Source organism: Bradyrhizobium sp. 521_C7_N1_3 (assembly GCF_052075975.1).
Taxonomy (GTDB): Bacteria; Pseudomonadota; Alphaproteobacteria; order Rhizobiales; family Xanthobacteraceae; genus Bradyrhizobium; species Bradyrhizobium japonicum.
Genome location: NZ_CP197232.1, coordinates 390,504 through 410,849 on the forward strand (window position 1 = coordinate 390,504; position 20,346 = coordinate 410,849).

The 20,346-nt window shown below is 64.2% G+C and carries 25 protein-coding genes; 12 read left to right on the plus strand and 13 right to left on the minus strand.

Annotated elements, in window-relative coordinates; genetic code table 11:
• Window positions 1–149: 149 nt before the first annotated feature.
• Window positions 150–1,679: a malonate--CoA ligase gene (locus AB7008_RS01785; RefSeq protein ID WP_028158597.1), complete on the minus strand. Its 1,530-nt coding sequence runs from the start codon at window positions 1,677–1,679 to the stop codon at window positions 150–152.
• A gap of 95 nt (window positions 1,680–1,774) precedes the next feature.
• Between AB7008_RS01785 and AB7008_RS01790 the strand changes: the two genes are divergently transcribed.
• The 4 genes from AB7008_RS01790 (at window position 1,775) to AB7008_RS01805 (ending at window position 5,083) form a co-directional block, all read left to right on the plus strand.
• Entirely contained in the window at window positions 1,775–2,536 is a 762-nt protein-coding gene (locus AB7008_RS01790) for an SDR family oxidoreductase (protein WP_441258337.1), read from the plus strand.
• A 382-nt stretch (window positions 2,537–2,918) separates the two neighbouring features.
• Entirely contained in the window at window positions 2,919–3,473 is a 555-nt protein-coding gene (locus AB7008_RS01795; RefSeq protein ID WP_166346838.1) for a fasciclin domain-containing protein, read from the plus strand.
• 183 nt (window positions 3,474–3,656) lie between these two features.
• Window positions 3,657–4,286, plus strand: a complete 630-nt coding sequence (locus tag AB7008_RS01800; protein ID WP_014490675.1) for a cytochrome b/b6 domain-containing protein — start codon at window positions 3,657–3,659, stop codon at window positions 4,284–4,286.
• A gap of 14 nt (window positions 4,287–4,300) precedes the next feature.
• Window positions 4,301–5,083: a molybdopterin-binding protein gene (locus AB7008_RS01805; protein ID WP_014490674.1), complete on the plus strand. Its 783-nt coding sequence runs from the start codon at window positions 4,301–4,303 to the stop codon at window positions 5,081–5,083.
• A gap of 102 nt (window positions 5,084–5,185) precedes the next feature.
• On the opposite strand, the gene AB7008_RS01810 is transcribed toward AB7008_RS01805, so the two are convergent.
• Entirely contained in the window at window positions 5,186–6,388 is a 1,203-nt protein-coding gene (locus tag AB7008_RS01810; protein ID WP_304492309.1) for a YbfB/YjiJ family MFS transporter, read from the minus strand.
• 131 nt (window positions 6,389–6,519) lie between these two features.
• Here AB7008_RS01810 and leuB point away from each other — a divergent pair, with 131 nt between their 5' ends.
• Window positions 6,520–7,632, plus strand: coding sequence for a 3-isopropylmalate dehydrogenase (leuB, locus tag AB7008_RS01815; protein ID WP_071908678.1), 1,113 nt, complete (start codon window positions 6,520–6,522; stop codon window positions 7,630–7,632).
• Between the two features lie 127 nt (window positions 7,633–7,759).
• Window positions 7,760–8,398 (plus strand): DapH/DapD/GlmU-related protein, encoded by a 639-nt coding sequence (locus AB7008_RS01820; protein ID WP_028158593.1) that lies wholly within the window; start codon window positions 7,760–7,762, stop codon window positions 8,396–8,398.
• A 73-nt stretch (window positions 8,399–8,471) separates the two neighbouring features.
• Here the strand turns inward: AB7008_RS01820 and AB7008_RS01825 are convergent, their stop codons facing one another.
• Both AB7008_RS01825 and AB7008_RS01830 read right to left on the minus strand, forming a co-directional pair.
• On the minus strand, window positions 8,472–8,858 hold the full coding sequence (locus tag AB7008_RS01825) for a hypothetical protein (RefSeq protein ID WP_441258338.1): 387 nt from the start codon (window positions 8,856–8,858) through the stop codon (window positions 8,472–8,474).
• Window positions 8,859–9,015: 157 nt separating this feature from the next.
• Entirely contained in the window at window positions 9,016–9,804 is a 789-nt protein-coding gene (locus tag AB7008_RS01830; protein ID WP_441258339.1) for a hypothetical protein, read from the minus strand.
• A gap of 116 nt (window positions 9,805–9,920) precedes the next feature.
• Between AB7008_RS01830 and AB7008_RS01835 the strand changes: the two genes are divergently transcribed.
• A complete protein-coding gene (locus AB7008_RS01835) occupies window positions 9,921–10,955 on the plus strand; it encodes an aspartate-semialdehyde dehydrogenase (RefSeq protein WP_028158590.1) in 1,035 nt (344 codons plus the stop codon).
• Between the two features lie 132 nt (window positions 10,956–11,087).
• On the opposite strand, the gene AB7008_RS01840 is transcribed toward AB7008_RS01835, so the two are convergent.
• Window positions 11,088–11,732, minus strand: coding sequence for a carbonic anhydrase (locus AB7008_RS01840; protein ID WP_028158589.1), 645 nt, complete (start codon window positions 11,730–11,732; stop codon window positions 11,088–11,090).
• Between the two features lie 169 nt (window positions 11,733–11,901).
• Here AB7008_RS01840 and AB7008_RS01845 point away from each other — a divergent pair, with 169 nt between their 5' ends.
• On the plus strand, window positions 11,902–12,783 hold the full coding sequence (locus AB7008_RS01845; RefSeq protein WP_248880992.1) for an HpcH/HpaI aldolase/citrate lyase family protein: 882 nt from the start codon (window positions 11,902–11,904) through the stop codon (window positions 12,781–12,783).
• 117 nt (window positions 12,784–12,900) lie between these two features.
• Here the strand turns inward: AB7008_RS01845 and AB7008_RS01850 are convergent, their stop codons facing one another.
• The 5 genes from AB7008_RS01850 to AB7008_RS01870 all read right to left on the minus strand — a co-directional run bounded on the left by AB7008_RS01850 (window position 12,901) and on the right by AB7008_RS01870 (window position 16,871).
• Window positions 12,901–13,701, minus strand: a complete 801-nt coding sequence (locus AB7008_RS01850; protein ID WP_041960595.1) for a Crp/Fnr family transcriptional regulator — start codon at window positions 13,699–13,701, stop codon at window positions 12,901–12,903.
• A gap of 411 nt (window positions 13,702–14,112) precedes the next feature.
• Window positions 14,113–14,532, minus strand: coding sequence for a hypothetical protein (locus AB7008_RS01855; RefSeq protein ID WP_248880993.1), 420 nt, complete (start codon window positions 14,530–14,532; stop codon window positions 14,113–14,115).
• A 191-nt stretch (window positions 14,533–14,723) separates the two neighbouring features.
• Entirely contained in the window at window positions 14,724–15,509 is a 786-nt protein-coding gene (locus tag AB7008_RS01860) for a hypothetical protein (RefSeq protein WP_304492313.1), read from the minus strand.
• 80 nt (window positions 15,510–15,589) lie between these two features.
• Window positions 15,590–16,195 carry a 3-isopropylmalate dehydratase small subunit gene (gene leuD, locus AB7008_RS01865; RefSeq protein ID WP_014490662.1) on the minus strand — a complete coding sequence of 202 codons (606 nt, stop codon included), beginning with the start codon at window positions 16,193–16,195 and terminating at the stop codon, window positions 15,590–15,592.
• A gap of 106 nt (window positions 16,196–16,301) precedes the next feature.
• A complete protein-coding gene (locus AB7008_RS01870) occupies window positions 16,302–16,871 on the minus strand; it encodes a pyridoxamine 5'-phosphate oxidase family protein (protein ID WP_304492315.1) in 570 nt (189 codons plus the stop codon).
• Between the two features lie 99 nt (window positions 16,872–16,970).
• On the opposite strand from AB7008_RS01870, the gene AB7008_RS01875 reads away from it, so the two are divergent.
• The gene (locus AB7008_RS01875; protein ID WP_304492316.1) at window positions 16,971–17,774 is read left to right on the plus strand and encodes a helix-turn-helix transcriptional regulator; all 804 of its coding nucleotides are present in this window, start codon (window positions 16,971–16,973) and stop codon (window positions 17,772–17,774) included.
• A gap of 4 nt (window positions 17,775–17,778) precedes the next feature.
• Here the strand turns inward: AB7008_RS01875 and AB7008_RS01880 are convergent, their stop codons facing one another.
• The gene (locus AB7008_RS01880) at window positions 17,779–18,177 is read right to left on the minus strand and encodes a metallopeptidase family protein (protein ID WP_028158583.1); all 399 of its coding nucleotides are present in this window, start codon (window positions 18,175–18,177) and stop codon (window positions 17,779–17,781) included.
• Between the two features lie 166 nt (window positions 18,178–18,343).
• Here AB7008_RS01880 and AB7008_RS01885 point away from each other — a divergent pair, with 166 nt between their 5' ends.
• On the plus strand, window positions 18,344–18,625 hold the full coding sequence (locus AB7008_RS01885; RefSeq protein WP_304492317.1) for a hypothetical protein: 282 nt from the start codon (window positions 18,344–18,346) through the stop codon (window positions 18,623–18,625).
• A gap of 52 nt (window positions 18,626–18,677) precedes the next feature.
• A complete protein-coding gene (locus AB7008_RS01890; RefSeq protein ID WP_304492319.1) occupies window positions 18,678–18,938 on the plus strand; it encodes a hypothetical protein in 261 nt (86 codons plus the stop codon).
• Between the two features lie 10 nt (window positions 18,939–18,948).
• On the opposite strand, the gene AB7008_RS01895 is transcribed toward AB7008_RS01890, so the two are convergent.
• Window positions 18,949–19,248 carry a DUF1330 domain-containing protein gene (locus tag AB7008_RS01895; protein WP_028158580.1) on the minus strand — a complete coding sequence of 100 codons (300 nt, stop codon included), beginning with the start codon at window positions 19,246–19,248 and terminating at the stop codon, window positions 18,949–18,951.
• Window positions 19,249–19,399: 151 nt separating this feature from the next.
• Here AB7008_RS01895 and AB7008_RS01900 point away from each other — a divergent pair, with 151 nt between their 5' ends.
• A complete protein-coding gene (locus AB7008_RS01900; RefSeq protein ID WP_304492320.1) occupies window positions 19,400–19,960 on the plus strand; it encodes a hypothetical protein in 561 nt (186 codons plus the stop codon).
• A 118-nt stretch (window positions 19,961–20,078) separates the two neighbouring features.
• On the opposite strand, the gene AB7008_RS01905 is transcribed toward AB7008_RS01900, so the two are convergent.
• Window positions 20,079–20,288 (minus strand): hypothetical protein, encoded by a 210-nt coding sequence (locus AB7008_RS01905; RefSeq protein ID WP_039155328.1) that lies wholly within the window; start codon window positions 20,286–20,288, stop codon window positions 20,079–20,081.
• Between the last annotated feature and the right edge of the window lie 58 nt (window positions 20,289–20,346).

Sequence of the window (20,346 nt, forward strand, 5' to 3'; positions counted from 1 at the left end):
CCCGCGAAAGCGGGCGATCCAGTATTCCACCAGCGCCGGTGATTGATCCGAGAGGCCGCGGCGTACTGGATGCCCCGCCTCCGCGGGGCATGACAGCGTACCGGGTAGAGGCTCCTCGCAATGACGGCGAGAGAGCAGAGCTCCCCCACTCACTTCTTCGCGTAAATATCCTTGTACGTATCGCGCAGCACGTTCTTCTGCACCTTGCCCATGGTGTTGCGCGGCAGCTCGTCGACGACGAAGACGCGCTTGGGCATCTTGAACTTTGCCAGCCTTCCGTCGAGCGCCTTCAGCACCGCGGCTTCGGTGACGTCGGCGCCCTTGCTGCAGACCAGAACCGCCGTGACCCCCTCGCCGAAATCGGCATGCGGCACGCCGATCACGGCGGACTCCACCACGCCGGGCATGGCGTCGATCTCGCTCTCGATTTCCTTGGGGTAGACGTTGAAGCCGCCGGAGATCACCAGATCCTTGCCGCGGCCGAGAATGTGGACGTAGCCCTTGTCGTCGATCTTGCCGAGGTCGCCGGTGATGAAGAAGCCGTCGGACCGGAATTCCGACTTGGTCTTCTCCGGCATGCGCCAATAGCCTTTGAAGACGTTCGGGCCCTTCACCTCGATCATGCCGATCTCGTCGCGCGGCAGCTCCTTGCCGGTCTCGGGCTCGGTCACGCGCACGGAGACGCCGGGGAGGGGAAAGCCGACCGCGCCGGGCACGCGCTCGCCGTCATACGGATTCGACGTGTTCATGTTGGTCTCGGTCATGCCGTAGCGCTCGAGCACCGCGTGTCCCGTGCGCGCCGACCATTCGCGATGGGTTTCGGCGAGCAGCGGCGCGGAGCCCGAGATGAACAGCCGCATGTGCTTTGTCGTCTCGCGCGACAGCGCGGAGTTCTGGAGCAGACGGGTATAGAAGGTCGGTACGCCCATCAGCACCGTGGCGCGCGCCATCAGCTTGATGATCAGGTCCGGGTCGAGCTTCGGCAGGAAGATCATCGACGCCCGCGAAAACAGCGTCACGTTGGTCGCCACGAACAGGCCGTGCGTGTGGTAGATCGGTAGCGCGTGGATCAGCACGTCCTTGTCGGTGAAACGCCAATAGCCGACGAGAGAGAGCGAGTTCGACGCGAGATTGTCGTGCGTCAGCATCGCGCCCTTGGAGCGGCCGGTGGTGCCCGAGGTGTAGAGGATCGCGGCGAGATCGTCGTTTGCCCGCGAGACGGTTGCAAATTCGCTGCTGGCCTTGTCGGCGGCTTCCGTCAACGAGCCCTTGCCGTCGGGCCCGAGCGTCTCGACCCTGGCCTTCACCTTGGCGGCGATCGGGGCGAGCCCTTCCGCCTTGGAGGGATCGCAGACCACCAGCGACGGCTCGGCATCGCCGATGAAGTAGTCGAGCTCGTTCAGCGTGTAGGCCGTGTTCAGCGGCAAATAGACCGCGCCGGCCCGCACCGTGGCGAGATACAGCACGATATTGGCGACCGATTTCTCCACCTGCACCGCGACGCGGTCGCCGGGCTTCACGCCGCGCGCGACCAGCACATTCGCCATTTGCCCGGCCCGCGCGATCAGATCGCCATAGCTGATATGGGCGCCGTCCTGCGTCTCGACCGCGAGGCGTTTGGGATCGTCCAGACCATCGAACAGGCGGGAAAACAGGTTGGCGTTGGCAGCTTGGTTCATGCAAGATTTCCTCGACCGCAAGGCAAACAAGGCCGGTCAAAACCGAGGGCTGGATTAGCAAAAACCGCCCCAATGAAGCAACGGAGACAGTTTGCATGACCAAAAACGGGAAACGCGTGGCCTGGGTGACGGGCGGTGGCAGCGGCATCGGGGAGGCCGGCGCCGAGGCGCTCGCGGCCGACGGCTGGATAGTCGTGGTCTCGGGCCGCCGCAAGGATGCCCTGGATACCGTGGTTGCCAGGATTGCTGGGGCAGGCGGGGCGGCTGAGGCCCTTGCGCTCGATGTGTCCAACGCCGCCGAAGCCCAGAAGGCGGCCGACCAAATCGTCGCGAAGCACGGCCGCATCGACCTGCTCGTGAACAATGCCGGTATCAATGTCCCCAGGCGGAGCTGGAAGGACATGGAACTGGAGGGCTGGGACAAGCTCGTCCAGGTCAATCTCAACGGCGTGCTGTATTGCATGCGCGCGGTGTTGCCCACGATGCGCAAACAGCAGGATGGCTCGATCATCAACGTCTCATCCTGGGCCGGCCGCCACGTCTCGAAGATGCCGGGCCCGGCCTACACCACCACCAAGCATGCGGTGCTCGCGCTGACCCATTCCTTCAACATGGACGAATGCGTCAACGGCTTGCGCGCCTGCTGCCTGATGCCGGGCGAGGTGGCTACTCCCATCCTGAAGCTGCGCCCGGTGGTGCCGAGCGAGGCGGAGCAGGCCAAGATGCTGCAATCCGAAGATCTCGGCCGCACCATCGCGTTCATCGCCAGCATGCCGCCGCGCGTCTGCATCAACGAGCTCCTGATCAGCCCGACGCATAATCGCGGATTCATTCAGACGCCGAACAACAGGGATTGAAACGGGATTGCGCGATGGCCGCGCCACACACTCGGTGTCGTCCCCGCGAACGCGGGGACCCATAACCACAGGAACATGTTCGGCGCGAGCTGGCCACTCCGAGTCTTCGCCAAACATCTCCCTGTGGTTATGGGTCCCGGATCTGCGCTTCGCTTGTCCGGGACGACAGCGGAGTGTGTCGCACGTTCGCGCATCACACGGACGCGCCGCCCCATAGTTTCACGCATCACAAAGAATTTTTGTCCGAAACCCCATCGCGAACCCTCCCGTAGTTCGGTCCAACGACGGCACTGCTGCTTCACGCCAAAAGGTCGCAGGCGCCGTTGTTGGCCCAACGCAAACGCCGGCCATTGCCGGTCACAATTCAATCGGGAGATTCTCCATGTCGAAGCGTATTGCCTATCTCGCTGCCGCCGCCTTCAGCGCCCTGGCCATCACCGCGACCGTCGTCGCGCCTGTCCGCGCCGAGGAGAAGACCGTCATGGTCGGCGGCGCCGCGATGTTCCCGTCCAAGAACATCGTCCAGAACGCCGTCAACTCGAAGGATCACACCACGCTGGTGGCGGCGGTGAAGGCGGCCGGCCTCGTGCCGACGCTGGAAAGCAAGGGCCCGTTCACGGTGTTCGCGCCCACCAACGCCGCCTTCGGCAAGCTGCCGGTCGGCACCGTCGACAACCTGGTCAAGCCCGAGAACAAGGCGACCTTGACCAAGATCCTCACCTACCATGTCGTGCCCGGCAAGCTCGAGGCCTCCGACCTCACCGACGGCAAGAAGATGAAGACCGCCGAAGGCGAGGAACTGACCGTGAAGAAGCAGGACGGCAAGGTCTGGATCGTCGATGCCAAGGGCGGCACCTCGATGGTGACGATCTCCAACGTCAACCAGTCGAACGGCGTCATCCATGTGGTCGACACCGTGCTGATGCCGGCGACGTAACACCGCGCGTCCCTGTTTCATCCCGCAAGCAGGATGCGACGAAACGGCGAGCCGGGGGCACCCGGCTCGCTTTATTGTGACCACGATAGCCCAAAGGCATCGATTCGATGGCCGGCGGGGCGTAACGAAAGCGGCCGCATCAGCGTATATTCGGTGTCAGACGACCTTCAGGACGGAACCATCATGTCGAGCCTCACAGTCAGCGACGAGCAGGTCAGCGCCACCCCCGCCAAAGTGATCCAGCCGGCCTGGGTTCGCGTCATGCACTGGACCAACGCGGTCGCCATGATCCTGATGATCCTGTCGGGTTGGCAGATCTACAACGCCTCGCCGCTGTTCGGTTTCAGCTTTCCGCGCGAATATACGCTTGGCGGCTGGCTCGGCGGCGGCCTGCTCTGGCACTTTGCGGCGATGTGGCTGCTGATGGTCAACGGCCTCGCCTATCTCGTCACCGGCTTCGCCACCGGCCGCTTCCGCAAGAAACTGCTGCCGATCACGCCATCCGGCGTGCTCCACGACGTCAGGGCTGCCCTGACCTTCAAGCTCGGCCACGACGATCTCACCGTCTACAATTACGTGCAGCGCCTGCTCTATGCCGGCATCATCGTGGTCGGCGTGCTGATCGTGCTGTCGGGCCTGTCGATGTGGAAGCCGGTGCAGCTCTATTATCTCGTGATGCTGTTCGGCGATTATCCGACCGCGCGCTACGTCCATTTCTTCTGCATGGCCGCGATCTGCGCCTTCCTCGTCATTCACGTCTTGCTCGCGCTGCTGGTACCGAAGAGCCTGCGCGCGATGATCATTGGCCGCTGATTAGGAGACCCGTTATGGCCAAGCGCTCATTCCTCATCCCCGGCGTCGACAAGCGGCTGCTGATCAAGGACTCCATCAAGTCCATGCCGGACTTCACCCGCCGCCGCTTCATCGCGGGCGGCGCCAGCCTCGGCGCGCTGACGCTGCTGACCGGCTGCGACGTCGTCGATTCCTCGTCGGCCGATACCCTGCTCGCGAAGGTCTCGAAGTTCAACGACGCCGTGCAGGCGTGGATGTTCAATCCCGACGCACTGGCGCCCACCTTCCCCGAGAGCGCGATTACGAAACCGTTCCCGTTCAACGCCTATTACGATCTCGACGACGCGCCCGATGTCTCGGCCGCGGACTGGAAGCTCGAGGTGCGCGGCCTCGTCGACAACAAGAAATCCTGGACCCTGGACGAGCTCTACAAGCTGCCGCAGGTCACGCAGATCACCCGCCACATCTGCGTCGAGGGCTGGAGCGCGATCGGAAGCTGGACCGGCACGCCGCTCCGCGATTTCCTCAAGCTGATCGGCGCCGATACGCGTGCGAAATACGTCTGGTTCCAGTGCGCCGACAAGGACGGCTACAACTCGCCCTTGGACATGCGCAGCGCGCTGCATCCGCAAACCCAGATGACGTTCAAATATGCGAACGAGATTTTGCCGCGCGCCTACGGCTTCCCGATGAAGATCCGCGTGCCGACAAAACTCGGATTCAAGAACCCGAAATACGTGGTCTCGATGGAAGTCACCAACGACTACAAGGGCGGCTATTGGGAAGACCAGGGGTACAATTCGTTCAGCGGGAGCTAGGCACACACTGCCGTAGGGTGGGCAAAGCGCAAGCGTGCCCACCAGCTCTGCATCTGTGTCGACCATTTTTCGTGGGCACGGCGCTTCGCGCCTTTGCCCACCCTACGGCACCGACTGTTTGACCGGCCCCACCTTGCGCTGGCACAACGCGGCCACCGCCCCCAGCGCTAGCAGCGCCGCCGACACATTCAGCGCGTAACTCAGACTCCCCAGCGCATCCGTGATCGCGCCGACCACGATCGGGCCGAGCGTCTGCCCGACGCCGAACGAGATCGTCATCGCCGCGATCGCGGTGGGCCACGCCTCCGGCGGGTAGTTGAAGCGGACGAAGGCCGTGGTCGAGCCGACCACGGCGAAGAAGGCGACGCCGAACACCACGGCCGAGACCGCAAGCCACGCCGGCGAATGCCCCAGCATCGGCAGGGCCGCGCCGAGCGCGTTGGTGCCGAGGATGATCGCGGTGGCAAGTCCGCCGCGGTCGAGCGCCAGCACGCCGCGCCAGACCCAGGGCGTGACGAAGGCGCTGAGGCCGATCAGGCTCCAGAACGCGGCCTGCGCCGCGGCGCCACCGCCGCCGTCGCGCACATAGGCGATCATGAAGGTCATGTAGGCGATGTAGCCGGCGCCAAACAGGAAGTAGCCGGCGAGATAGATCAGCACGGGTAGAATCGCGAAGGTGGCGTGGCTGCCTTCCGAGAAGCGCACCCCGCTCTCGATGCGGATCAGGAACAGCGGCACGGTCATCACGACGGACAGCAGCGTCAGCGCCCACCACACCAGCCACCACGAGCCCGGTCCGAAATATTGCAGCGTGAACGGGGCGATCAGCCCCGAGGCGAGAATGCCGATGCCGGGCCCGGCATAGAACAGGCTAAGCAGGAAATTGGCCCGTTCCGGGCGCGACTGCGCGATAGCCGCGGCCAGCGCGCCGCCGGCGACGAAGCCGGCCGCGGCCCCTAGGCCCAGCACGAGGCGTGCGAGGCTCAGTGCAACGAAATTTCCGGTCAGCGCGCAAGTGGCGAGCGCGGCGACGCAGGCGAGGGTTCCGCCGCGGATCGCCGCCGACCAGCCGACGCGCTGGATCAGCCGGGACGCGACAAGCGCGCCCACGAGGTAGCCGACGGCGTTGATGGTGTTCATGAAACCGGCCGCCGAGTAGGACCAGCCGAGGTCCTCCCGCATATCGGGCAGCACCAGCGCATAGGCAAAGCGGCCGATGCCGAGCCCGACCGTCGCTGCCAGCGACAGCGTCAGGATAAGCCGAGCGGGGTGTGCGTCGAGCGGGGGTCGATCAGGGGCGCGCAAGGGATACTCCGGCGCGTCCAGTGTGGCAGGCCCTGCGGGCCTTGCACAGCCGCGAGGCGGCAATGGTGTCTTGCCAAGCGCGCAACGCCGCTCTAGCACTCCGGCCGAATTCGATCTCAGAGGAAACGATCATGGCGACCCACAAATTGCTGCTGCTCCCCGGCGACGGTATCGGCCCCGAGGTGATGGGCGAGGTGAAGCGGCTGATCGACTGGCTCAATTCGGCAGGGATCGCCAAATTCGAGACCGATACCGGGCTGGTCGGCGGCTCCGCCTATGACGCCCACAAGGTGTCGATCTCCGAGGGCGACATGGCCAAGGCGCTGGCCGCCGACGCCATCATCTTCGGCGCGGTCGGCGGCCCGAAGTGGGATGCCGTTCCTTACGAGGTGCGCCCCGAAGCCGGCCTGCTGCGCCTGCGCAAGGATCTCGCTTTGTTCGCCAACCTCCGCCCCGCGGTGTGCTATCCGGCGCTGGCCGATGCCTCCAGCCTGAAGCGCGAGGCGGTCGAGGGCCTCGACATCGTCATCGTGCGCGAGCTCACCGGCGGCGTCTATTTCGGCGAGCCCAAGACCATCACCGATCTCGGCAACGGCCAGAAGCGCGCCGTCGATACCCAGGTCTACGACACCTATGAGATCGAGCGCATCGGCCGCGTCGCCTTCGAGCTTGCCAGGAAGCGCAAGAACAAGGTGACCTCGATGGAGAAGCGCAACGTCATGAAGTCGGGCGTGCTCTGGAACGAGGTCATGACGGCGGTCCACAAGCGCGAATATCCTGACGTGACGCTCGAGCACCAGCTCGCCGATTCCGGCGGCATGATGCTGGTGAAGGCGCCGAAGCAGTTCGACGTCATCGTCACCGACAATTTGTTCGGCGACATGCTGTCCGACATTGCGGCGATGCTGACCGGCTCGCTCGGCATGCTGCCCTCGGCCTCGCTCGGCGAGGTCGACGTCAAGAGCAAGAAGCGCAAGGCGCTGTACGAGCCCGTGCACGGTTCGGCGCCTGACATCGCCGGAAAGGGCCTCGCGAATCCCATCGCGATGATCTCGTCCTTCGGCATGGCGCTGCGCTATTCCTTCGACATGGGCGATCTCGCCGACAAGGTCGATGCAGCGATCGCCGCCGTGCTGGCGAGCGGCCTGCGCACCGCCGACATCAAGTCGGAAGGCACCACGGCCGCCTCGACCACGCAGATGGGCGAAGCGATCCTGAAGGAATTGCAGAAGCTGCACGCGTAAGCGCAGGAGTCGTAGCCCGGATGGAGCGAAGCGAAATCCGGGTTCTCGCCCTGCAGACAGACCTTCCCGGATTGCGCTTCGCTCCATCCGGGCTACGCGCTGCTGACGACGTCATCGGAGCCGCCTCATGGATGCCTCGCCCCGCCCCAAGATCGCGGAAACCATCATCCATGAAACGGTGCGCCAGCGCGAAGCACAGATCGGGCGCCGTTGCGAAATCCTCGCCAACACCCGCATCGAATATGCCGCGCTCGGCGACTACTCCTATCTCGGCGAGAACTGCGAGGTCGCCGACGCGGTGATCGGAAAATTCACCGCGATCGCCAACTCGGTGCGGATCGGTGCGCCCAATCATCCGATGGGCCGTCCGTCCCAGCATCGCTTCACCTATGTCCCGGAATATTACGAGGCGAGTGCGACGCGTGACCGCGACTTCTTTGCGGATCGCCGCAGCGACCGGGTGATCGTCGGCAACGACGTCTGGATCGGGCACGCCGCGATCCTGCTGCCGGGCGTCACGGTCGGCGACGGCGCGGTGATTGCCGCGGGCGCGGTCGTCAGCCGCGATGTCGCGCCCTACACAATCGTCGGCGGCGTTCCCGCGCGAGCCATCCGCAGGCGCTTTGACGATTCGGTGGCCGAAAGCCTGCGCCGCATTGCCTGGTGGGATTGGCCGGACGAGCTGATCTTCGAGCGCCTGGGCGATTTCCGCTCCGAGGCGATCGAAGAATTTTGCAGGCGCTACGACCCGGCAGCCAACGCCTGAAGCGGACGTATCCCTCACAAATAAAAATGGCCGGGCGCGAGCCCGGCCATTTTGATTCGGTCGATCATTCCGCTCAGTACAGCGGGAAATTCCGTGGATAGCCGCCGACGTCGGCCGGCGTGCTCAGCGGCTGGCGATCGATCGGGCGGTTGTTGTTCTCGCGGGCGAAGGTCGGATAGCCGATCGCCGGCGGGAAAGCGTAATCGGAGAACTTGCGGTCGCCCGGATTGACCTCGGTGCCGCCGTCCAGCCAGGAGCGCTTGCTCACATAGAGGCGGGTGCGGCCCTGCTGATAGACCGCGTTGGGGCCGCTCGAGCCGTAATAGGGACGGCTGTTGTCGTAACGCTGCTTCTTGGTGTCGGCCGAGGCGGGTGTCGCGAGGGCTGAGGACATGGCAACCACGGCGCCGGCCGCAAGCCACATCGCCAGTTTGTTCGCGGCGGAGAAATTCGAGCTCATCACGTCCCCTTCAGGCGGCAAGCCGCCAATCGATTTCATCTCCATACTAACCCGGCTGGGGCGGCCGCAACTAGGTCTATTGGGTCACACCAGCCCGGAATAATCGTGCGCGCTGGCAAAAGTTGCATCAATACCAGCCACTTGAGCTTGATGCCGGTCAAAGCGCCCCGCGCAATTGCGCGTTCGCCGCGCCCAGCAGCCAATCCGACGAACCCTGGGGAGCGCAGGAGCGGCGCTTCAGCTCCGCATGGGCGAACAATTCCGCCAGCTTCGGCTCGTTACCCGAGGTCAGGAGCGTCAGCCGGTTCAGCGTGCAGGCGATCGCCGCGCGCCGGGCGGGCAGGGTGTCGCCCTGGCAGGAGAAGCCGGAGATCTGGAGCGCCGGCTCCTCGCTGCGCTTGAGGTAGCCGAGGCACGCCCGCGCGCCCTCCGCCGTGCCGGTAGGCCGGAACAGGGCGACGGGACCGAATTTCGTGTCGATCAGCCCGGCCTGCTCGAGCGGCGTTGTTTCACCCAGGCCCATGTGGACCGCCAGGTCCGCTGTCGCCGGACGGGTCACGTCGAATTCGCTGCCTTCGCGGTAGATCTCGAGCTCCGCCACGGGCTTGTCCGCCTCGCCGGTCCAGCGCATCACGTCCCTGCGGCCGCCTTCAGGATGCCTGAGGATGACGTAAGATGCTGTTTTTTCTGATGAATCGAGCCGGCTGAGGGCGAAGGCCGGTTGCGAGCGGTCGGCCACGCTCCAGCCCGGCTTCTCCGCGGCCTCATCGTCGCGCAGGCTGGGCAGCTGGTCGAGTGCGGCGAGGGCGAGGATGGCAAACAGGACCAGCGCCCCCACATAGGCGAACAGGCGCGCCAGCGTGCCGACGACTTCGTCGGCGACGGCTGCGAGCGCCAGATGGATCTGGGTAGGGGTTGCGGCCGTGCTGGCCTCTGGCGACTGCATCCACGGCCTTCAGGCATGGTCCAACGTTGTCTTGAGGCCGGTTCTCGCATAGAAGCGCTGCTCTTCCTGTTTAAGCGTCAGCTTCAGGAACGGGCTTTTTCATCGGAGAGTGAACGATGGGTTACAAAGTCGCAGTCGTCGGCGCGACCGGCAATGTCGGACGGGAAATGCTCAACATCCTCGATGAGCGCAAATTCCCCGCGGACGAAGTGGTGGCATTGGCGTCACGCCGCAGCGTCGGCGTCGAGGTCTCCTACGGCGACCACACCCTGAAGGTCAAAGCGCTCGAGCACTACGACTTCTCCGACGTCGACATCTGCCTGATGTCGGCGGGCGGTTCGGTGTCGAAGGAATGGTCGCCGAAGATCGGCGCCGCCGGCACGGTCGTGATCGACAACTCGTCCGCCTGGCGCATGGATCCGGACGTGCCGCTGATCGTGCCGGAAGTAAACGCGGCTGCGACCGAAGGCTTCAAGAAGAAGAACATCATCGCCAATCCGAACTGCTCGACCGCACAGCTCGTGGTCGCGCTGAAGCCGCTGCACGACAAGGCGACGATCAAGCGCGTCGTGGTCTCGACCTATCAATCGGTCTCGGGCGCCGGCAAGGATGCGATGGACGAATTGTTCTCGCAGACCAAGGCCGTCTACACCAATGACGAGCTGATCGCGAAGAAATTCCCCAAGCGCATCGCCTTCAACGTCATCCCCCACATCGACGTCTTCATGGAGGACGGCTACACCAAGGAAGAGTGGAAGATGATGGCGGAGACCAAGAAGATTCTTGATCCCAAGATCAAGCTCTCCGCGACCTGCGTGCGCGTGCCGGTGTTCGTCGGCCACTCCGAAGCCGTCAACATCGAGTTCGAGAATCCGATCACGGCGGACGAGGCGCGCGACATCCTGCGCAAGGCGCCGGGCTGCCTCGTCATCGACAAGCAGGAGCCCGGTGGCTACGCCACGCCGTATGAAGCCGCCGGCGAGGACGCCACCTATATCAGCCGCATCCGCGAGGACGCGACGGTGGAGAACGGCCTCGTGCTGTGGTGCGTGTCCGACAATCTGCGCAAGGGTGCCGCGCTCAACGCCATCCAGATCGCGGAAGTGCTGATCAACCGCAAGCTGATCAGCGCGAAGAAGAAGGCGGCGTAACGCCCGCTACCGTAGATCTTGTAGGGTGGGCAAAGCGAAGCGTGCCCACCAAGGTCTCGATCGGGAAAGATGGTGGGCACGGCGCGTTGCGCCTTTGCCCACCCTACGAATTCAAGCCAAGCCGAAGCAGGCCTACGCCGCACCGCGTGCGTTCTTGAATTCCTTCGTGACCTTGTCCAGCACGAACAGCGAACCCTCCGCGACGCCGAAATAGGCGCCGTGAGTCTGCATCTGGCCTGAGTCCACCGCCTTCTGCACGAACGGAAACGTCATCAGGTTCTCCAGGCTGCGGAACACCGCGGCCTTCTCGATGCGCTCGACGAACTGCGCCATGGTCTCGTGGTCGCGTTGCTCGACCACTTCGCCCGGCTTGATGAACATCTGCATCCATTTGCCGATGAAGTCGCCCGGCGTGAGCGGCTCGATCTTGTCGACGAAGGCGCGGATGCCGCCGCATTGCGCGTGCCCGAGCACGACGATGTGCTTCACCTTCAGCACCGTCACGGCATATTCCAGCGCCGCGGAGACGCCGTGCGCATTGCCGTCGGGCTGATACACCGGCACCAGATTGGCGATGTTGCGGACCACGAACAGTTCGCCCGGGCCGACGTCGAAGATCACCTCGGGCGAGACGCGGCTGTCGCAACAGCCGATCACCATCACTTCCGGGAACTGCCCCTTCACCGACAGCTCGCGATAGCGGCTCTGCTCGGTCGGCAGCCGCTGGGTGGCGAAGGCCTTGTAGCCTTCCAGCAAATGCTTCGGGAATGTGATCATGGCCTATGCCTAACCATAGACCAGAGGGGCGAACAAGCCTTTCGAATAGGCAGGGCAGGTGCTATCGGCTTGGCTTGTTGTTTGAGCATGATCCTTTCGGAAAATCGCCGCACACTTTTCCGGGATCATGCTCCAGAATACACCTGAGGAAACTGGAAGGAATGCTCGCATGACCCGCCCGCGCCGCAGCCATCTGTTCATGCCCGGCTCCAACCCCCGCGCGCTGGAAAAGGCGCGAAATCTCGCCGCCGACGGCCTGATCCTCGATCTGGAAGATTCCGTCGCCCCCGACCTCAAGGGGGTGGCGCGGGACGGCATCGCCGCTGCGATCGCGGACAAGGGGTTCGGCAAGCGCGAGATTTTGATCCGGACCAACGGCCTCGACACGCCCTGGTGGGCCGATGACGTCGCGATGGCCGCCAAGGCCTCGCCCGACGGCATTCTGGTTCCAAAAGTTTCAAGCATCGAGGATCTCAAGGCGATCGGCGCTCGCCTTGCCGAGCTCGGCGCCGCGCCGACGGTGAAAGTCTGGGCGATGATCGAGACCGCGCGCGCCGTGCTGCATGCCGAGGAACTGGCCGCGGCCGGCCGCGATCCGAAGACGCGCCTCTCCGGTTTCGTGTTCGGCCCGAACGACATCTCGCGCGAGACGCGCATCAAGATGTTGCCGGGCCGCGCGGCGATGATCCCGATGATCACCCATTGCATCCTGGCGACGCGGGCCCATGGCCTCGAGATCCTCGACGGTCCCTACAGCGACATTGCGAATTCCGACGGCTTTGCCACCGAATGCGCACAGGGTCGCGACCTCGGCTTCGACGGCAAGACGCTGATCCATCCATCGCAGATCGAGGCCTGCAACGCGATCTTCACGCCGCCCGAAGAGGAAGTCGCGCGCGCGCGAAAGATCATCGCGGCGTTCGAGCTGCCTGAGAACGTCTCGCGCGGCGCGATCCGGCTCGATGGCGCAATGGTGGAGCGTCTGCACGCCGACATGGCGCGGCGCACGATCGAGATTGCGGACGCGATCGCAGCGATGAGCAAGGGCTGAGGCGTCAACTCGAGGAAGCGATATCCGCTTGTCCCCGCCCGGGCGGACATCTTCTGGACGTCAAGCGGGCTGCCGCTGGCGACCCAGGCGGTCATCGCGACGGTCAGTCCCGATCGCCTATTTTCCCGCCCGCGAAGCGGCTCTGGATTCGCCACCCGCGACGATGGCGCTTTCGCGGGACGGCGCATCGACAGGCTGCGGCGCCGCCAATTCCTGGCAATACATCTGATCGATCTTGCGCTGCATGAGCGCATAGCAATCGCATGCGACCTTCTCGAGCCGCGCCCGATGGATCTCGACAAACCCGCGCCGGTCGGACGGGACGGCGCCGGCGTCGCGCAGCTTGCTCATCGTCAGGGTCACTGTCGTCCGTCGCACCCCAAGCAATTGCGCAAGCGCCTCGTGCGTCACCGGAAGCCGGTCATCGGGAACGCGGTCGTGAAGCTGCAGGAGCCACCGCGCCATGCGGCCATCCACCCGGTGCAGCGCGTTGCAGGCGGCCACGTGCTGGAGCTGCAACAACACCGCGCGGGCGTGGACTTGCACGACGTTCCTGATGGCGGCGCTTTGCGCAAAGGCCGCGCGAAACTTGGCGGCGGAAATCAGCGATGCCGTGCCGGCGATGCGGGCAATCGCGGTCACGGATGACAGCGACGGGCCGAGCACGGAGAACGAGGCCAACGCGCCCTCCCGTCCCATCAAGGTGGTTGCGACCGTTTGCCCGTCCGGCATATCGAGCATGAAGGCGATGGCGCCGCTATGGGGGAAATAAACCGGGTCGAGCTCATCGCCCGACCGCACCAGGATGGCATCGGGTTCGAACGAGACCTTCTGGAAGTAGGGCGTGAGCAAACCGAGATCCGCCGGCGGCAACGCCGCCAATAGTTGATTCCCGATGCCCGTGCGGTGGACGGTCACGGTGCTTTCCGGTGGACGAGCACCCAACGAACGACGGTAACCATCTATTTCGTTTGCCATGACTATCCGAAATACGAATCGCCGAAGGGCAACCATCCAAACAGAGCCATTCGCCGAGATCAAGCGCGGACAATTGCGGAGACCTTGCCGGCATCCTCGCCGCGCAAACGGGGTCTTCCATACATCATACTATTGACGCCCTTTGCTACTCGGCGAGGTGCCACACATGGTGATCGACCAGTGATTGTCGCGGCAGCGCGTGAGTCTGCCCCTGGGCCCCCAGCTCTTCGCGCCGATGCCGAGCTGTACCGGCATCGTCGGCAGCTCGTCGTCGGCTCGTGAAGGGATTTGCCCAGTGCGAAGCTTGCGCGCGAAACGGCACGATCTGATCTTTTCGATCCCGACGACGCGTCAGCGCGGGGCGACGTCGGCCCGATCGAGCGACTCCAGCGTCGAAGCATTGGCACAATAGCCGTAGTAGTTCTCCGCGGCGGTGCCATCGGCGAGATCGCGGTCGCATTGTCCCTTGTGATTGCAGAGCGAGCAGACGCGCTCCATGTCGCGGAGCAGCAGCGGCTGCGCACGACCGAGCCTGTCTGCGCTGATGCCGAGCTGTTCGAGCATTTTCGGCAGCTCGTCGGCAGCGTGCTTGCCGTGACGGACCAGCTCCTCCAGATCGTCAGGCGCGATCCTGAGGTCCTGCGCGATCCGGTCGAAATCGGCGCGATCGAGCTGCCGCATCTCGTTCATCTCGCGGCGATGCTTCAGCCAGGCGGCAAAGGACTCGATGAGGTCCTGAACGATGGGATAAGGCCTGCTTGCGGTGCTCATGGAAAGCTCCATTCGGGCGGCGGAATTGGAGCGAGATTAGGCACAATGGTGCAGAGGCGCGTTGCGCTGGATCAAATTTGGAAGCGTTGGAGTGTGGCGCGTTGGTGGTTGGTTTCGTGTCCCGGACGCGGTGCGGCGCGAAGTGCCGCTCCGCTGAGCCAGGGCACGAGAGCGCCGGGTAGCGGGCTGAGTTACGCGAACCGCTCCGTCGCCCACGCATACAGGCTGCCCGGGATCGGCTTTTCGCTGCCGCGGCCCTTGGGCGAGATGTGCAGGCCGATGATCTCGGGGTTGGTGACGAGGCCGAGATAGCTCGAGGGATCGAAGAACAGTTTTGGCTCGGCATGCACGGCGTAGAACGATTGCTTCGGCAGCGCATTCTGCAATTCACCGGTGCGGCGCGCGAGCGCGGTGAGCGCCGCCGGCCCGAAGATCGCGACGCGAATGTCCGAGAGACGGTTCGAGCCCCCGCGCAGGCGACGCATCATGAAGGTGATGCGATGGCGCACCGACAGCCAGTTCGGCGTCAGCTCCTCCTGCTCCATCAGCTCCTCGAAGGCGGCAACGATGCCGTGCTCCGCCGGCAGATAGATCACGGAATTGCCGAGCTGGCGCGGCCGCTCCCAGGCGAAGTAGGGTTTTGTCGGGTCGATCTCGACGGGTTTCAGCAGCAGCACGTCGGCATCGAGCCAGAGGCCGAGGTTCTTCGCCATCAGCTTCATGCGGAAGAAGTCGCTGAACTGCAGCGTGGTCCAGTCGCGCCAGCTTCCGTCCGGCTGCGGCGGCCGCAATCGCTCGGAGAACGCGTGCGGCAGGATCGCCTCGGCGTCCGCGTTCCCGATGCCCGCGGGCAGGCCGGGAATGGTGTCGAAACTGTAGACCGTGACCTTGTGGCCGGCAGCTAACTGCGAGCGCAGACAGGTCTGGCGCAGTGCGTCCATCGGGCCGTGCCAGAAGGTGACGATGTCGGGCAGCATGCGCGTCAATTTAGGGGTTAATCAGGGCAGAGAAAAAGCCCCGGCGCTCGTCGCACCGGGGCTCGAACTGGAGCTCGATCTCAGGCCCAGGCGCGCTCGCGCTTTAGCTTTTCCTCGTAGGTGTCGATCGAGGCCTTCTTCTCCATCGTCAGGCCGATGTCGTCGAGGCCGTTGATCAGGCAGTGCTTGCGGAACGGGTCGATCTCGAACTTGACCTTGCCGCCGTCGGGGCCGCGGATCTCCTGGTTCGGCAGGTCGATCGTCAGCGTCGCATTGGCGCCGCGCTCGGCATCGTCGAACAGCTTGTCGAGGTCTTCCTGCGAGACGCGGATCGGCAGAATGCCGTTCTTGAAGCAGTTGTTGTAGAAGATGTCACCGAACGAGGTCGAGATCACGCAGCGGATGCCGAAGTCGAGCAGCGCCCAGGGCGCGTGCTCGCGGCTCGAGCCGCAGCCGAAATTGTCGCCGGCGACCAGCACCTTCGAATTGCGATAGGCGGGCTGGTTGAGGACGAAATCCGGATTCTCGCTGCCGTCGTCCTTGTAGCGCTGCTCGGAGAAGAGCCCCTTGCCAAGGCCGGTGCGCTTGATGGTCTTGAGGTACTGCTTCGGAATGATCATGTCGGTGTCGACATTGATGATCTTCAGCGGCGCCGCGACGCCTTCCAGCGTGGTGAACTTGTCCATTTCAGGCTTCCCGGTTTGAACTCAGGGGAGGGCTATTTAGCCCGGTTGGCACACAAATCCTAGGCCGGATTCGGCAGGCCTAAGGGGCGTAAATCGAGGTTCGTCCTCAGCCTGGCGGAGCCATGCTGTCAGGGGCAAAGCCGGTCGGCAGGCCGTCGATGCTCTTCATGTTCTTCAGACCCCAGTATTTTCGCAAATTGTTGATACCCTGCACCGTCCAGTAGCGCACGAGGCTGCCGCGTTCTTGTCTGTAGTCGAACAGCGGCACGCCCATACCGCATGACGTCTGCACAAGGTCGACCGAGAGGCGCACGATCTGGCGAGCGCCTGCCATGTCCTCGAACTTCGGAGCGAGATCGGCGTATTCCGGCGTGCCGCGCATGAGCGATCGGCCCTGGCCATAGAGCCGCAGGATTACCGGATCGCCGTCGAAGGCACAAAACATGATGGTTAGCCGCTTGTCATCAGATGCGACCAGGTGCGCGCGGGTCTCGCTGCCGCTGCCGGTGCAATCGAGGTAGGCGACGTCGCTCTCTCCCAGCACCTGGAATGACGACAGGCCCTTGGGAGACACGTTGACGCGTCCCTTCGGCGGGGCGCTCGCGACGAAGAAGATCTTCTGCCGTTCGATGAAAGCCCTGTGCTCGGGTTCGATCCTTGCGAATTGCCTGCCCATGCCCGTTCGTCCTTTCCGCGGCGACGCCGCAGCGACAAAGAGTTAGCATGCAAATTATACCCGTTTAAGAATGCTCTTTATGCTGGTATAAAAACCACCATGAAGGGACCAGACGCGATCGCTCCAGCTCTCTCGCTCAGCGCGTTCCTGCGCGCGCTCCGGGAGCGCCGGTCTCCGGCAGAATTCGGCCTCGCCGCCGGAGCACGGCGGCGCACGCCCGGTCTCCGGCGCGAGGAGGTCGCTCAGCTCTGCGGATTGAGCGTCACCTGGTACACGTGGATCGAGCAGGGTCGCGATGTCTCCGTCTCGGCTTCGGCACTTGCGCGCCTCGCACGCGGATTGCGCCTGTCACGAGCGGAGCGCAGCTATCTGTTCGAGGTTGGGGGCAAGCGCGATCCCGAGCGTCCCGGCCACAGGGATGATCCGCCTGAGGAGGTGCTGGCCTGCGTCGATGCGATCGATGGGCCGGCCTACATTCTCGATCGCACATGGGGCGCGCGTCGTTGGAATGCGAAAGCGGCCCGGTTGTTTGCCGGATGGCTCGATGCTGACGGCGAAAAAAATCTTCTGCGCTACATCTTCCTCAGGCCCGAGGCGCGAACACTGATCCTCGACTGGACCTCGCGCGCGCAGCGCGTCGTCGCAGAATTCCGCGCCGCTGTTACAGCCTATTCCGACGATCCGGACATTCGCCGGCTCGTCGAGGAACTGAGAGTTGGAAGCCCCGACTTCGAACGCTGCTGGGAGACGCAGGGGGTTCTGGCACGCGAAGGCGGCGAGCGTGCGTTCGATCATCCGACCATGGGACTGCTGCACTATCAGCAGGTGTCGCTGTCTCTCGCGGGCTGGTCCGACTATCGACTGACGATGCTTCTCGCTGCGCCAACCATAGGCAACCGATGACGTCCTAGTCCGCCTGAGCCTCAATCGCGGCCATATCGTCGTCCGAGAGGCCGAAATGGTGGCCGATCTCGTGGATCAGGACGTGGCGGACGATGTGGCCGAGGCTCTCGTCGTGCTCGGCCCAGTAATCCAGGATCGGCCGGCGGTAGAGCCAGACCATGTTGGGCAGCCGCGCTACGTCGCCCAGGCTCTGCTGGGGCAGGCCCACGCCCTGGAACAGGCCGAGCAGGTCGAACTCGCTCTCGCATTTCATCTCGTCCATCACTTCCTCGGTCGGGAAGTCGTCGACGCGGAGGATCACGCCCTCACAGAGGCCGCGAAATTCCGCCGGCAGGCGCTCGAAGATGTCATGCGCCGTCGCTTCCATCTCCGCCAGCGAGGGCGCTTTCAATTCCGTCCACATGGGCTTTTCTTAGCGCGGGTTCCGTGGCGATGCATCCGGCTTTATAGGAGGCTACGAAGAGTTGACGCCGCGCGCGAAAACGGGGAGCGTACGGCGCCTCAAGGGGATGGCTCAGGTGGGTGGTGGTGCGATGCGGGCGGGAACAGCAATACTGGTTCTACTTTGCATGGGGTTGTTTTTGCAATTTTGCGTCGGTGCTGAAGCCCAGACGGCCGGCACCGGCGTCAGGATGGCCCAGGCGGCCTCGCCAGACGACGTTCCCCCGCCGCGCAGGCGCCCGCCCGCCCGGCTGCGCGTCACGCCCTACTACGCTCCGGACGGCGTCGATCCGCGCTACTATCCGGGTCCCGACGCGGTGCGCGAGTGCAACGCCACCTATGTGCAGGAATATCGGCCGAGCGGCACGGTGATCGTACCGCATATGAGCTGCTACTGGCGGCGGGGCTGACGCGCCTCAGCGGCCGTGTGATGCCACCCGCATCTTGAGGGCGGAGTTCGTCATGACGAGATGGATTGCATTGGCCGTTGTCGCCGGGCTCGCAGCGGCTTTGCCTCGCGCTTCAACCGCGCAGAGTGTGACGAAGTCGGATGCCTCGGCCGGGACGGCGATTTTCGATGCGAGGCGGCACGCAAGACACCATGACGTTGCGCGGCGCTCAGCGCCCCATGATCCGCGCTATTACGCGCGGCCCGTCTACTACCGTCCCTATCCCTACGGCGTGCCGGCACCGTTCGTGTTCGGCTACGGGCCGTGGTGGTGACGCCGTCACGTTAGGCCGCCGGCGCAAATCCCCTGACCAGCAACACGGTTGCCTGCGCGCCCGCCTTGCGATCGCGCGAGATGTCTTCGTAGTCCGGCGAATTCGAGAAGGCGAGGAACGCGGCCTCGTCGGGAAACGACATCATGACGAGCTTGTCGAACGGCCATGGGCCCTCGAGCACGCGCGGCTGCTCGTCGGCGGCGAGCAACCGTCCATTGTACTTTCTGAACACATCGAAGAACCGCGCCTGATAGCGGTCATAGGCCGCGCGGTCCGTCATCTTCAATTGCGCGATCGCGTAGACGGTCATCTCTCGGATTCCTCTTGTCGTGCCACGGCGCTTCGGCAGGTTGTTCATTCATGAGGGGTTCACGGTCCCTAGTTTAATCTTGGGAGCGACTGCAATTGAACAGCGATGCGAGCGACGCCGCGCCGCAATGCTGCCGTTCAGGGAGAATTCCATGCTGCGGATGTTGGACGCTCGGACAAGCCCGATACGCTTGCTCGGGCTTGCAGCCGTTGCCACGCTGATGCTGTCGGCCGGGACTGCACAACGTGCCGAAGCGATGACTCCGATCAATCCGACGCCGTTGCCGGCGGCGAAGGCTGCAAGCGATGACATGATCACGCAGGTCCGTCACGGTGGCGGCGGTGGCGGACATGGTGGCGGCTTTCATGGCGGCGGCGGTTTTCGTGGTGGTGGTTTCCACGGTGGCGGAGGACATATCGGCGGTTTCCGCGGTGGTGGCTTTCGTGGCGGCCATGTCGGCGGCTTCCGCGCCGCGCCCGCCTTTCATGGTGGCGGCTATCGCTACGGCGGATTTCGCCACTATGGCGGTTATCATCGCTACGGGTTCTATCGCCCGCATTACGGCTATCGCCACTTCCACCGGCGCTATTATTACGGCGGCTACTATCCCTACTACCACTATCCGCGCCGCTGCCGGGTGATCTGGACCTATTACGGCCCGCGCCGCGTCTGCCGCTGGCATCGCTGGCACTATCCGTATCGCTATTGGTGATTTGAGTTAGCACCGTCATTCCGGGGCGATGCGAAGCATCGAACCCGGAATCTCGAGATTCCGGGTTCGCCCTATGGGCGCCCCGGAATGACCGCGGATAGCGGCGACGCTCTTTGGCCTAGAGCCAATCCTTCAGCTTCCATGACGCCGGCTTCCACCGCGTCAGGTTCTCGAGCTTCCACTGCTTGATCATCGCCGGCGGCCAGCGGCTGAGCTTCGAGATCTCCTCGACCTCGGGCTTGGCGACGATGGGCAAGGGCGTTGCGCGCCGTCGGTGCTGGCGCGTCGCCTCGCCGATCAGATCGACATATTCAGGCTTGTTGGCCATGGCTTTCGTCCTCGCGAAACCGTCGCGAGGACGCAGTGTCGGCGATGCCGCTTAACGG

What these genes read in the sequence shown, in the direction of transcription:
- AB7008_RS01895 (WP_028158580.1), bottom strand. Translation starts at nt 19,248, where the DNA reads ATGACCGTCTACGCGATCGCGCAATTGAAGATGACGGACCGCGCGGCC.
- AB7008_RS01790 (WP_441258337.1), top strand. Translation starts at nt 1,775, where the DNA reads ATGACCAAAAACGGGAAACGCGTGGCCTGGGTGACGGGCGGTGGCAGC.
- leuB (WP_071908678.1), top strand. Translation starts at nt 6,520, where the DNA reads ATGGCGACCCACAAATTGCTGCTGCTCCCCGGCGACGGTATCGGCCCC.
- AB7008_RS01835 (WP_028158590.1), top strand. Translation starts at nt 9,921, where the DNA reads ATGGGTTACAAAGTCGCAGTCGTCGGCGCGACCGGCAATGTCGGACGG.
- leuD (WP_014490662.1), bottom strand. Translation starts at nt 16,195, where the DNA reads ATGGACAAGTTCACCACGCTGGAAGGCGTCGCGGCGCCGCTGAAGATC.
- AB7008_RS01890 (WP_304492319.1), top strand. Translation starts at nt 18,678, where the DNA reads ATGACGAGATGGATTGCATTGGCCGTTGTCGCCGGGCTCGCAGCGGCT.
- AB7008_RS01875 (WP_304492316.1), top strand. Translation starts at nt 16,971, where the DNA reads ATGAAGGGACCAGACGCGATCGCTCCAGCTCTCTCGCTCAGCGCGTTC.
- AB7008_RS01840 (WP_028158589.1), bottom strand. Translation starts at nt 11,732, where the DNA reads ATGATCACATTCCCGAAGCATTTGCTGGAAGGCTACAAGGCCTTCGCC.
- AB7008_RS01820 (WP_028158593.1), top strand. Translation starts at nt 7,760, where the DNA reads ATGGATGCCTCGCCCCGCCCCAAGATCGCGGAAACCATCATCCATGAA.
- AB7008_RS01830 (WP_441258339.1), bottom strand. Translation starts at nt 9,804, where the DNA reads ATGCAGTCGCCAGAGGCCAGCACGGCCGCAACCCCTACCCAGATCCAT.
- AB7008_RS01785 (WP_028158597.1), bottom strand. Translation starts at nt 1,679, where the DNA reads ATGAACCAAGCTGCCAACGCCAACCTGTTTTCCCGCCTGTTCGATGGT.
- AB7008_RS01805 (WP_014490674.1), top strand. Translation starts at nt 4,301, where the DNA reads ATGGCCAAGCGCTCATTCCTCATCCCCGGCGTCGACAAGCGGCTGCTG.
- AB7008_RS01900 (WP_304492320.1), top strand. Translation starts at nt 19,400, where the DNA reads ATGCTGCGGATGTTGGACGCTCGGACAAGCCCGATACGCTTGCTCGGG.
- AB7008_RS01905 (WP_039155328.1), bottom strand. Translation starts at nt 20,288, where the DNA reads ATGGCCAACAAGCCTGAATATGTCGATCTGATCGGCGAGGCGACGCGC.
- AB7008_RS01845 (WP_248880992.1), top strand. Translation starts at nt 11,902, where the DNA reads ATGACCCGCCCGCGCCGCAGCCATCTGTTCATGCCCGGCTCCAACCCC.
- AB7008_RS01870 (WP_304492315.1), bottom strand. Translation starts at nt 16,871, where the DNA reads ATGGGCAGGCAATTCGCAAGGATCGAACCCGAGCACAGGGCTTTCATC.
- AB7008_RS01880 (WP_028158583.1), bottom strand. Translation starts at nt 18,177, where the DNA reads ATGTGGACGGAATTGAAAGCGCCCTCGCTGGCGGAGATGGAAGCGACG.
- AB7008_RS01885 (WP_304492317.1), top strand. Translation starts at nt 18,344, where the DNA reads ATGGGGTTGTTTTTGCAATTTTGCGTCGGTGCTGAAGCCCAGACGGCC.
- AB7008_RS01800 (WP_014490675.1), top strand. Translation starts at nt 3,657, where the DNA reads ATGTCGAGCCTCACAGTCAGCGACGAGCAGGTCAGCGCCACCCCCGCC.
- AB7008_RS01855 (WP_248880993.1), bottom strand. Translation starts at nt 14,532, where the DNA reads ATGAGCACCGCAAGCAGGCCTTATCCCATCGTTCAGGACCTCATCGAG.
- AB7008_RS01860 (WP_304492313.1), bottom strand. Translation starts at nt 15,509, where the DNA reads ATGCTGCCCGACATCGTCACCTTCTGGCACGGCCCGATGGACGCACTG.
- AB7008_RS01825 (WP_441258338.1), bottom strand. Translation starts at nt 8,858, where the DNA reads ATGAGCTCGAATTTCTCCGCCGCGAACAAACTGGCGATGTGGCTTGCG.
- AB7008_RS01795 (WP_166346838.1), top strand. Translation starts at nt 2,919, where the DNA reads ATGTCGAAGCGTATTGCCTATCTCGCTGCCGCCGCCTTCAGCGCCCTG.